The sequence below is a fragment of the Paenisporosarcina sp. P5_A11 genome, assembly GCF_056400705.1.
In genome coordinates, this window is sequence record NZ_JBFUKT010000001.1 from 106,841 (window position 1) to 118,176 (window position 11,336).

At 37.2% G+C, this 11,336-nt stretch carries 13 protein-coding genes; all 13 read right to left on the reverse strand.

Features of this window, described 5'->3' with window-relative positions; translation table 11 throughout:
* Positions 1-36: 36 nt before the first annotated feature.
* From AC1DOS_RS00570 to AC1DOS_RS00630, 13 genes are read right to left on the reverse strand one after another with little or no spacing between them, the layout of a single operon-like run.
* Positions 37-897, reverse strand: coding sequence for a MinD/ParA family protein (locus AC1DOS_RS00570; protein ID WP_108585651.1), 861 nt, complete (start codon positions 895-897; stop codon positions 37-39).
* Complete coding sequence (gene flhF, locus AC1DOS_RS00575) at positions 890-2,041, reverse strand: flagellar biosynthesis GTPase FlhF (RefSeq protein ID WP_108585652.1); 1,152 nt, start codon at positions 2,039-2,041, stop codon at positions 890-892. The genes AC1DOS_RS00570 and flhF overlap by 8 nt, the downstream gene beginning before the upstream one ends.
* Complete coding sequence (flhA, locus tag AC1DOS_RS00580) at positions 2,041-4,119, reverse strand: flagellar biosynthesis protein FlhA (protein WP_477535997.1); 2,079 nt, start codon at positions 4,117-4,119, stop codon at positions 2,041-2,043. The genes flhF and flhA overlap by 1 nt, the downstream gene beginning before the upstream one ends.
* Positions 4,120-4,147: 28 nt before the next feature.
* Complete coding sequence (gene flhB, locus AC1DOS_RS00585) at positions 4,148-5,242, reverse strand: flagellar biosynthesis protein FlhB (protein ID WP_477535998.1); 1,095 nt, start codon at positions 5,240-5,242, stop codon at positions 4,148-4,150.
* Positions 5,243-6,022 carry a flagellar biosynthetic protein FliR gene (gene fliR, locus AC1DOS_RS00590; protein ID WP_108585655.1) on the reverse strand — a complete coding sequence of 260 codons (780 nt, stop codon included), beginning with the start codon at positions 6,020-6,022 and terminating at the stop codon, positions 5,243-5,245.
* A 10-nt stretch (positions 6,023-6,032) separates the two neighbouring features.
* Complete coding sequence (gene fliQ / locus AC1DOS_RS00595; protein WP_108585656.1) at positions 6,033-6,302, reverse strand: flagellar biosynthesis protein FliQ; 270 nt, start codon at positions 6,300-6,302, stop codon at positions 6,033-6,035.
* A gap of 16 nt (positions 6,303-6,318) precedes the next feature.
* Positions 6,319-7,005 (reverse strand): flagellar type III secretion system pore protein FliP, encoded by a 687-nt coding sequence (gene fliP, locus AC1DOS_RS00600; RefSeq protein ID WP_108585657.1) that lies wholly within the window; start codon positions 7,003-7,005, stop codon positions 6,319-6,321.
* Complete coding sequence (locus AC1DOS_RS00605; protein ID WP_477535999.1) at positions 7,002-7,685, reverse strand: flagellar biosynthetic protein FliO; 684 nt, start codon at positions 7,683-7,685, stop codon at positions 7,002-7,004. The genes fliP and AC1DOS_RS00605 overlap by 4 nt, the downstream gene beginning before the upstream one ends.
* 25 nt (positions 7,686-7,710) lie before the next feature.
* Complete coding sequence (fliY, locus tag AC1DOS_RS00610; protein ID WP_477536000.1) at positions 7,711-8,775, reverse strand: flagellar motor switch phosphatase FliY; 1,065 nt, start codon at positions 8,773-8,775, stop codon at positions 7,711-7,713.
* Entirely contained in the window at positions 8,765-9,754 is a 990-nt protein-coding gene (fliM, locus tag AC1DOS_RS00615) for a flagellar motor switch protein FliM (RefSeq protein WP_108585660.1), read from the reverse strand. The genes fliY and fliM overlap by 11 nt, the downstream gene beginning before the upstream one ends.
* 13 nt (positions 9,755-9,767) lie before the next feature.
* Positions 9,768-9,983, reverse strand: coding sequence for a flagellar FlbD family protein (locus AC1DOS_RS00620; protein WP_477536001.1), 216 nt, complete (start codon positions 9,981-9,983; stop codon positions 9,768-9,770).
* A gap of 51 nt (positions 9,984-10,034) precedes the next feature.
* Positions 10,035-10,811, reverse strand: coding sequence for a flagellar hook-basal body complex protein (locus AC1DOS_RS00625; protein ID WP_108585662.1), 777 nt, complete (start codon positions 10,809-10,811; stop codon positions 10,035-10,037).
* A 42-nt stretch (positions 10,812-10,853) separates the two neighbouring features.
* Positions 10,854-11,321, reverse strand: coding sequence for a flagellar hook capping FlgD N-terminal domain-containing protein (locus AC1DOS_RS00630; RefSeq protein ID WP_477536002.1), 468 nt, complete (start codon positions 11,319-11,321; stop codon positions 10,854-10,856).
* Between the last annotated feature and the right edge of the window lie 15 nt (positions 11,322-11,336).

Consider the following 11,336-nt stretch of genomic DNA (forward strand, 5'->3'; position numbering starts at 1 on the left):
TTGTTCTTCAATATCAACGGCATTCTTTAACATAGCCTAATTTTTAAAAAGCATTTTCAATAAAAACCCTTTGATTCCAAGCTTATAAGCAACAGGTAATTGTAGAAATTCACTCGTCACATTTTGCATAGCCTGTGAAGCATGGCAGTTTGGAAATGCCAGTAAAAACGGGACTTGTTTTTTTACTGCATTGGGCACATTTACGTCGCTTGGAATAAAGCCTAATGTCCCAATCTGTTTATTTAAAAACTGCTCAGTCACTTTTTTAAAATTATCCGCTGTTTGTTTTCCTTCTTTTTCACTGGTGCATTGGTTAATAATCAATTTCATATGTACGTTTTGATCTTTTGCATGAACCATTTTCACAATAGAATAAGCATCTGTGATTGAAGTAGGCTCTGGAGTTGTCACTAAAATGACGTCATCAGCTGCTAGTATAAATCGTAAATTTTCATAAGATAACCCTGCACCTGTGTCCAAGATAATGTAATCCACAGTTCCTTGAATCGTACTTAACTCTGTAAAAAATTTGTTCATTTTCGTTTCATCTAACCGAAACATATCATTAAATCCTGTACCGCCAGATATAAATAACAACCCATTTGGCCCTTCTTCGATAATCTCCCAAATAGATAAATCCTTTTCTATCATCGAGGCAATGGACTCTTTGTTAGATCTCCCTAATAACACATCCACATTGGCAAATCCTAAGTCAACGTCAAAGATTAACACTTTTTTGTTTTGTTGAACTAGGCTTAACGCGAAATTTATTGCGAAGTTTGATTTTCCAACTCCACCTTTACCACTTGTGACAGCAATAATTCGGGTTTGTCTTCGCTCTTTTTTAGTTTTCTTTTGCAGAACTTTATCTCTTAATTGTTTTGCTTGATCAATCATTTTCATCTTCTCCTAATACGAAGTTCGCTATCATCTCCGGGGTTACCGTAAGAATATCATCTGGAACATTTTGGCCATTGGCAATATAACGTATAGGGGTTGAATAATGATAAATCAAATTCAGGATGGCACCTGATGAACTTGTTTCATCTTTTTTTGTCAAAATCAGCTGGTCCATTACGATCGTTTGGAAATTATCGATGATTTTCTTCATATCCTCGTACTTTGAGGTAAGACTCAACACTAAATTAATTTGGATTTTCTTGTCCTCAGGCAACATCTGCTTTAGATCATCAATGTACTGTTTTTGTTGATAATTCCTACCTGCCGTGTCCATCAAAATGATATCGCAGTTGCTGAGGTCATCCATTGCTACAGTCAGGTCAGCTGAAGATTCCACGACTCGGATCGGTATATTCAAAATCCCTGCATAGATTTTCAATTGCTCCACTGCCGCTATTCGGTAGGTATCTGATGTGATGAGTCCCACTTTTTTCTCTTCACTCAATAAATAGTGCGCAGCTATTTTAGCGATTGTTGTGGTCTTTCCAACTCCTGTTGGACCAATAAAACAAATGATGTCTACCTTTTTTCTGCTCAGCCTTTTTTTATGGGTATTGATTAACTTGATGATTTCTTTACGAGCCAAAGCATGTATTTTGTCTTCCGTGTAATTGGGATGCTGATCTAAAACTAGCATCAGCTTTCCCAGTAACTCAGATTGAACTTCTTCAGTGATTCCTTGTGCAATTAACTTTTTATTCAACGATTTTAATGCATCAGGCATTCGATTCTCATCAATCGCTTGGAACATGAATTGCTTCAAGCTTTTCAATTCACTCATAAGCCCATCGAGATTTTCATCCTTTTTAACAGATGGATTTTCGGATTCCATTAAAACTGAAACCTCTTCCTTTTGTAAAAATTCGGATTCAGGATTGATGTTTTCATTGCTTCTCTTTTTTTCACTTGGTTTTGTTTCAACGGCAGCTATTACCTCAAGTTTTTCTTGTTTAAAAAACCCTAAAAAACCACCAGTTTTGACTTTCTTTGTATTCAAAATAAGAGCGTCTTCGCCTAAGTCTCTTTTAATCATTGGTATTGCTTGCGTCATATTATTTACAGTATAAGTTTTTAGCCTCATTAGATATTAACCGCCCCGACTGGGATTTTAGCTGCCCCTGCTGAGATATTGATTACCCCAACGCTTTGAATTTCTACCTCTGGTTCTAGTTCGTTATATGAGAGTACTGGAAGATCTGGGGCAAACCGTTCAATAAACTGCCTCATATACATGCGTATAGCAGGCGAAGTTAAAAGAATCGGTTGAACACCAGATTGTTGCAGTTGTGATGCTTGTTCTTGAATCTTTTGAAAGATAGTTTGTGATGTTTCTGGGTCAATCGATAAATAACTACCTTGTTCCGATCGATGGACAGACTCTGCGAATTTCTTCTCGAGACTTGCACCTGCCGTAATAACCTGTAAAGGTTCATGTTGAATCGTGTACTGCAAGGTAATTTGTCTAGAAAGAGCTTGTCTCACGTATTCAGTCAGTACATCCGGATCCTTCGTTTGTGATGAATAATCTGCTAATGTTTCTAAAATCACAAGTAAATTTCGTATCGATACTTTTTCTTTTAGAAGTTTCATTAAGACTTTTTGTATTTCGCCAATTGCCATCATCTGTGGAATTAATTCTTCTATAACTGCCGGTGAGGTTTCACGTACATTTTCAACGAGTGATTTAACCTCTTGTCTGCCAATTAATTCATGTGCATGGCGCTTAATCACTTCGGTAAGATGTGTGGAGACTACAGAAGGGGGGTCGACAATTGCATAACCTGCTAACTCTGCTTCTTCCTTCATTTCTTCATTCACCCATAGAGCCGGCATACCAAATGCAGGTTCAATAGTCGGAATACCTTCAATGCTTTCGTCGTCTATTCCTGGGCTCATTGCTAAATAATGATCGAGCATAATTTTACCGGACGCTACTCGATTCCCTTTAATTTTAATGACATATTCGTTTGGTTGTAGTTGAATATTATCGCGTATTCGTATGACCGGAACAACGATTCCTAATTCGATAGCGCATTGTCTTCGAATCATAATGACGCGATCTAATAAGTCCCCGCCTTGGTTCTTATCGGCAATCGGAATTAAGCCGTAACCGAATTCAAATTCAATCGCATCAACATGCAAAAGATCAATGACACTTTCGGGGCTTTTTAATTCTTCACGCTCTTGGTCTTCATTACTAGCTACCTTCTCTTTATTTTCCTCTGCTGTTAAATTCCGCTGCATTTTATAGCCACCAAAAGCCACAAGAGCGGCAACAGGCAATACTAATAGAGGATTTATCGGTGTGAACAGAGCAAATAATGATAATGTCCCAGCCACCACATAGAGCATTTTAGGGTATGCGAAGAGTTGTTTCGCAATATCTGAACCTAAGTTCCCTTCAGAAGCAGCCCGAGTGACCACGATTCCTGCTGCAGTTGAAATCAACAATGCCGGAATCTGACTAACTAAACCATCACCGATTGACAACAGTGTAAATAGTTGTGCCGCTTCTCCAATTGGCAATTTATGAACGATGACACCAATTAATAGACCGCCGATAATATTAATGAGAACAATGATTATCCCAGCAATCGCATCCCCTTTAACGAACTTACTTGCACCATCCATGGCCCCGTAGAAGTCCGCCTCTTGGTTAACCTTTTCTCTGCGTTTTCTTGCTTCTTGATCGGAAATCATCCCAGCACCTAGATCAGCGTCGATACTCATTTGTTTACCCGGCATCGAGTCTAGTGTAAAACGAGCCGCAACTTCTGCAACACGTTCAGATCCTTTGGTAATTACTAAGAACTGGATAATTACGAGTATCAGGAAAATCAAAATACCAATTATCGGGCTTCCTCCAACAACAAATGAACCAAAAGTTTCAACAACCTCTCCACCCGTTTGATTGGTTAAAATCGATCGAGTAGTAGATACATTTAATCCTAATCGAAACAATGTAGTTAGTAACAACAACGTAGGGAAAATTGAGAATTGCAGTGCTTCCTTGGTATTCATGGCAACCAGAATAATAGTTAAGGAAAGACTAATATTTATCATAATTAATATATCTAACAAGAGTGGTGGAAGAGGAATAACCATCATTACGACAATCATAATAACTGATACTAAGACGACATAATCTCTGATTTTCAAGTTGTTTCCTCCTCCTTTATTATATTTTTCATTTAATCTTTCCTTTTAATCGATAGATATATGCTAAAACCTCTGCTACCGCTAAGAATAATTCTTCAGGAACATAGTCTCCTATTTCAACTTGATGATATAAAGCACGGGCAAGTGGTTTATTTTCCATAATCACAATTTCAAGTTCTTTTGCTTTTTCTTTAATTTTCAATGCAATATGGTCTTTTCCCATCGCAATAACCATAGGGGCTGCCATTGTTTCGGCATCATATTTAATCGCAATTGCATAGTGTGTTGGGTTCGTGATAAGAACATCTGCAGTCGGCAAATCTTGAATCATTCGGTTCATACTCATTTGTCTTTGCCGTTCTTTAATTTTTGATTTAATCAGAGGATCCCCTTCTGCTTTCTTATATTCATCTTTAATATCTTGCTTCGACATTCGGATGCCTTTTTCAAATTCATACTTTTGATACATATAATCTAAAATAGCTAAACACAATAAAATGATGGCAGAAACGGTGGCCATTTTGAGAGTTAGTGATCCAATAAACGATAAAGAATAACCAATACTCTTTTGTGAAAGTAAAAATAGCTCTTCTTTTTCTGACCACAAAACACTAAAAGCGGCAAAGCCAATAATGGCAATTTTAAGTAATGACTTTACAAGTTCTACTAAAGCACGCATAGAAAATATTTTCTTCGCACCTTGAATTGGATCTAATCGTTCTAATTTCATTTTTAATGGATCCGTTGTAAATAAGGAACCCACTTGAATGTAATTCCCTAGAAAGCCGGATACCATCGCAATGGCCATGATAGGAGCAACTATCTTAATCGCATTAAATGTCATTTGTTCAAATAAATTGCGGATATTAATTGGAGACCATTCCCAAGCAATATACTGACTAAAATTAATCCGATAGATTGCCAGAAGCTGGTCAAGCATCCATCCTCCCCAAAAATTAAGTAACATAATCCCACCAAGCATAATCAGAGCTGCAGGAACTTCAGGACTTTTAGCTACTTGCCCTTTTCGTTTGGACTCTTGCCTTTTCTGAGGTGTTGCTTTTTCTGTCTTTTCCCCAGAAAAGAATTGTAAATCTAGAACTAGAAGATATCTCTTCTCCATCTATGCCCCTCCTAATAATCGGATCAACTGAGACATGCTAATCAGTATCTTTTCAAACAGGATTTGCAAAATGTAAAAGAAAATTGGCATGGATAGAAACAACATGATGAATCCTACAATAATCTTTAAAGGGAGCCCGACAGCAAAAATATTTAATTGTGGCACGGTTTTAGCTAAAATCCCAAGTGCGACATCGACGAGAAATAGCGCACCCACAATCGGTAAAGCGATTTGTAAAGCAATCATAAACATTTCTACAAATAACTTCGTGAAGAAATGTGCAACGTCTTCCATTTTCGCCGAGAATGCAATTGATTCTACTGGAAACGATTGAAAGCTTTGCATGACACCATCGAGCATTAAATGATGCCCATTAACTGTCAGTAAAAAAAGCAGGGCTAAAATATATTTAAAATGACCAATGATTGGAACCTGGGTTCCAGTTTGTGGATCCATGACACTGGCAATCGAAAAACCCATTTGGAAATCGATAAACGCGCCAGCTATTTGAACCGTGTACAAGAGTAATGCGGCTGTAAACCCTAAAGCTAGACCTACGCCGAGTTCTTTAATGATCAACAGTATATAAAAGGAATCTAACGGAAGCGGCTCCCCATCTGGTAGATTCGATAAGGCAACCAACGCTATAAAGAAAGCAAGTCCTACCTTAAATTGATTGGGAACACCCTTCATCGCAAATAAAGGAGCAATGATAAAAAAGCTAGTTAAGCGAACAAATATAAGTAAAAGATACGGATACATCTCAATGATCGAATTCATAATATGCCTACTATCCGATTAGCTGTGGGAGCTGTTGGAATAAATCTCTTGTAAAATCCAATAACAGCGTCAACATCCAGGGTCCGAATAATACAAGAGACAAAAACACGGCTAATATTTTCGGAATAAACGCAAGGGTTTGTTCCTGAATTTGTGTCATTGCTTGGAAAATACTCACAATTAATCCGACGGCTAATGCAATAAGTAGCATTGGTGCAGATATGATGATGATCATGTAAATTGATTGTTCCGCTAGTTTAATTACCACGTCTGGAGTCATCGTTTTCTTCCCTTCACTAATAGCTAACAAGCAGCGATTCGATAATCAAATACCAGCCGTCAACAAGTACAAATAATAATATTTTAAATGGTAAAGAAATCATTACTGGCGGAAGCATCATCATACCCATAGCCATAAGCGTACTGGCGACCACCATATCAATAATCAAAAATGGGATAAAGATAACAAAACCAATTTGAAATGCAGTTTTCAACTCACTAATAGCAAATGCCGGAATGAGTGAAGTCAGCGGAATATCTTCAATACTGTCTGGTTTTTTCAACCCAGCATATTTAAAAAACAAGGCTAAATCTTTCTCTCGTGTGTGCTCTGCCATAAATTCCTTAATTGGAATAACCGCTGTATCGAGCGCCTCGTCTTGAGTTGAATCACCTGCTAAGTATGGCTGTAAGGCCGTTTCATTAATTTCCACCATAATGGGTGACATGATAAAAAACGTTAAAAATAGGGCTAACCCAACAAGCACTTGATTTGGAGGCATGGACTGTGTTCCTAATCCTGTCCGCACAAATGACAAAACAATAATTATCCGAGTAAAGCTGGTAAGCATAATTAAGATCCCCGGAGCAAGAGATAAAATGGTCAGTAAGGCTAGAAGTTGTAGGGTAACTGAAACGTCCCCCGGTGCATCGGAACCAAAATCGATACCAGGAATACTCACAAGAAATAGGAAGTCGGTCATTTTGAGTTACCTTCCTTATCTTCATCTACTTCATTTAAGTCCTGCTTAAGTTGATCTTGCTTACCTTTTTGTTTAGTTAGGCTTTGCTTGAATAAGTGATCAAAACTAAGATTAGGTTTAGATCCCATTCTTTTGCTCATCTTTTCTCTCGAAAAATTAACGATCGAGGCAATTGAGGTAGAGATATTAGCTAGAGGGCTAGTGAAAAGTGTAGATTGTTTCTCTAGATCTGATTCAATGTTGTTAATTTCATCCGACTCGGAAAATTCCTTAATCAATGTGACTTGATCTCCGACACCAATTAAATAAACCTTTTTGCCAACTTTAACAAGCTGCAGTGATTTATTATTGCCTAGCGGAGTGCCCCCCATTAATTTAACGGCTTGGTTTGGCTGTAGTTTCTTTTGTCTTAACGCCAAAAATTTAATCAATGCGTAAATCATCACAAGAATTAAGAGCGTATAGAAAATAAGTTTTATGATGATTACCACGAGACTCTTGTCTTCAGAAGTATTTGATACAGTACTATCTTCTGTTTCTTCAGGTTCTGACTGATCATCAGTTTGCTTTTTTTTAACCCAGTCGGAGGCCATAGGTTCTTTTGCATCAACAGGATTTGGGATGGAAACTACTAGAAAAGAAAAAACTAAAATTATCGCAATAACATATTTTTGAATCAAGCTTGGTAACTCCTTACTTAGTGCATTATCGTAGCTTTGATATACGATCTGCTGTACTTAAAATATCTGTTACACGTACACCGAAATTTTCGTCAATTACAACAACTTCACCTACTGCAATTAACTTATTGTTAATTAAAATATCGACAGGTTCACCTGCTAATTTATCAAGTTCAATAATCGAACCTTGAGAAACCCCCAAAATTTCTTTAACCATTCTTTTCGTTCTTCCCAATTCAACAGTTACTTGAAGCGGAATGTCGAGTAACATGTTTAAATTGTTTGGTTCGGATTGAGATGAGCTAGATTCATCAAAACTTGAAAATTGGACAGATTGGATATTAGGTGTTGCTTCTGAATCTATTGTTTTTGTTGTAGTTGATTGATTAGTAGATTGAAATTGCATCTCTTGTGTCTCCTCTGGATAATCCTCGTCCAATGAATCTGTTAATATCCCTACCATTTGTTTAGCCAAGCGAACAGGAAGGTTAAGTTGGAGGCTTAAACTTTTTTGACTGCCAATTTTTATTTGGAAATCAGCCTGAATAAACCATCTCTCTTGCGTGAGTTTAGATACCGGGAAGTCTTGTTGAGTTTCAATCAAATCCATACTAGATAAGGAGTGAGAAATCTCTTGTTCTAATACAGTAGCCATTGATTGAGAGACAGAAGTAAACATTTTTTCAACAACTTCTTCTACAATCTGGAACTGTTTTCGCATATTCTCTGCTTCACTACCCGGATCCATCATTTCACTTATGGCTTGGACATCTTCTACAGATATGGAGACAATCTGAATGCCATTAAAGCCACCGGTATACTCCCCTAGTATCACAATAAAAGGTGACTGTGTATTCGTTAATAAATGGTCATTTTGTTTTATTGACAGTTCTGCAGACATTACAGTGGTTGGTTCAGAAAATAGTGAGGAAAGTACAGTAGATGAACCACCCATTGAAACATTTAGTAACTCTGTTAAAGCTTCCATTTCCACTTTAGACAGTAAACTTTCGGAAATCATCTTGTCAGTCGTTTCTTTTTGACCTAATAAACCATTAATCTCATCGGGAGTTAACTTATTAGTTGTCATCGAATTCATCTCCTTCTCCATGAATACCGGTAATTTGTATAGCCATCCGGCCTTTCGAGACCCCAGGTTGTGCAAAAAACTTCTGCTTTTCATCAACCAATACGATTACGGGATCGGTATAGGACTCATTCAAGCGAATGACATCTCCACTTTTAAGCGTTAAAAAATCGCCCACTTCTATCGTTGATCTTCCTAAAATAGCTTTGACATTCAGTCTAGTGGCTTGTAATTTCTTTTCTAATGCTTCCGCTTCATGATTTTCAATTGTTTTCTTCTGATTAGCTAACCAATGTCGCGCGGATAGCTTAGGTAAAATTTGCTCTAATACAACGTGTGGCAAGCAGATGTTAATTATGCCTTCGACATCTCCAATTTTCGTATGTAAAGAAACCAAAATTACTGTTTCATTTGGAGGAAACATCGTTAAAAACTGAGGATTGACTTCAATTTCTTTAAATTCTGGCGATAGTTTCAATACAGACAACCAAGCTTCTTGAAAACTATTTAATGTCCTAATAAAAATTCTCTGAATCACACTTATTTCAATTTCAGTTAGGTCACTGCTTTTTTGCGTTATATTTCCTTGCCCACCAAGCAATCGATCTACCATGACATACACAACTTCCGGAGAAAATTCCATGACCATACTTCCTTGAAGCGGAGGAGCATCAAATACACCTAAAAGGGATTTATCTTGTACATTATTGATAAATTCCTCATATGGAAATTGGTCAACAGAAGTAACAAAAATTTGTACATTCGTTCGAAGCTGCGTTGATAGGTAGGTGGTCAGTAATCGCGAAAAGTTTTCATGGATTCTAGTCAATGTCCTAACTTGGTCTTGTGAAAAGCGTAATGCTTTTTTAAAGTCGTAAGTTTGAACATTTCTTTCTTTGCCAGGTTTAGCCTGTTTAGGTTTTTCATTTTTTATAGACGAAAGAATGGCATCAATATTTTCATCTGTTAAGACTTCTCCCAAGGCTGTTCCCCCCTCATTCCGTCCAGTTTGGCTCTTGTAAACTATGGAAAAGGTTTATTTTCTGGTAGAAGGTTGCCACTTTATCGGTAACTTCTTCAACCGTTTCTAATACATGTACCTTCTTACCCGATAGTAACGTCACCACTGTATCTGGAATCGATTCTATTCTTTCTATATAAATGGCATTTAATGTAATAGATGATTGATTTAGTCTAGTTAATTGAATCATAATAAAAGTGGCGAGAGAGAGGATGTCCTCTCTCAGCCCAACCCTCCTATGTTATCGTTTCAAGTTAACAACTTCCTGTAAGATCTCATCAGAAGTTGTAATTGTACGAGAATTTGCTTGGAATCCACGCTGAGCGATAATCATTTCTGTGAATTCTTCAGTAAGATCAACATTCGACATTTCAAGCATGCCAGCACCAATTTCAGTATTCTGGTCAGCTGCAGGTCCAATTGGTCCTGCACCTGATTTTGTAGTTAATTCATATAAAGACCCTCCAAATTTACGAAGCCCAGTTGGATTTGGAGGTGAAGAAATACCTATAAAACCAATCGATTGCTCTGTTCCATTCGGTAATTTGCCTTTGACTTCACCTAACCGATCAATGGTAAATGAATCATAAGTAGCTGGATTAATCGTAATTTTCTGACCAGCACTATTTAAAACGTTATAACCTTGAGTTGTAACTAAATCTCCGTCTGCCTCGACTACAAAGTTCCCAGCTCGTGTTAAATACTGACTTCCATTAGCGGCTGGATTTTGTACAACGAAAAACCCATCTCCGATAATGGTAAGGTCTTTACCATCTCCTGTTGTCATAGATGAACCTGGAGTATGAACTACATTAATAGCAGAAGTAGTTGACCCTAATCCAACCTGTATTGGATTAGCACCGCTGCTTGATAAATTTTGACTTAATAAATCTTGGAAATTAATTGTGCTTTTCTTATAACCAATCGTATTTACATTGGCAATATTGTTCCCAATCACATCTAATTTAGTTTGAAAACCTTTCATACCCGACACACCCGCATACATTGAACGTAACATTTGTTTTTCCCCTTTCAAATATTGCCTTATCCCCTTTGTGGATTAGACAATTTCCTGTTCGTTTTTTGTTTCTAAGTGCTTTTCAATTCGGTTTATAGCATAAATCGGAACCTTTATATTATCCTTTTCAAGCTCCACTATTAACTCACCTTTACTAAACGACAACGCTTTAACAATACCTTCTCCTGATTCAAGTTTCCCGTTCACTTCATATTCCCAAAACACCTTTTTCCCGATTAGATTTGAATGTTCTGTAAATGATTGCATTCCTTGAATTCCCACAAGCTGATTCATCGTTTGATTTAAGTTTGTTAACTGCTCCAAGCTACTGAACTGAGTCATTTGTCCAATGAATTCTGTATCTTTTAAAGGTTCTAAAGGGTTTTGGTTTTTCATTTGTGTGACAAGAATTTGCAAAAAAGCATCTTTTCCAAGTCCATTTTGTGGCTCAGATTGTTTATTTGTAGCCAACGCCTGCTTACCGACCGAGTTGTAGCTGTTCACATTCATGGAAATACTCCTTTC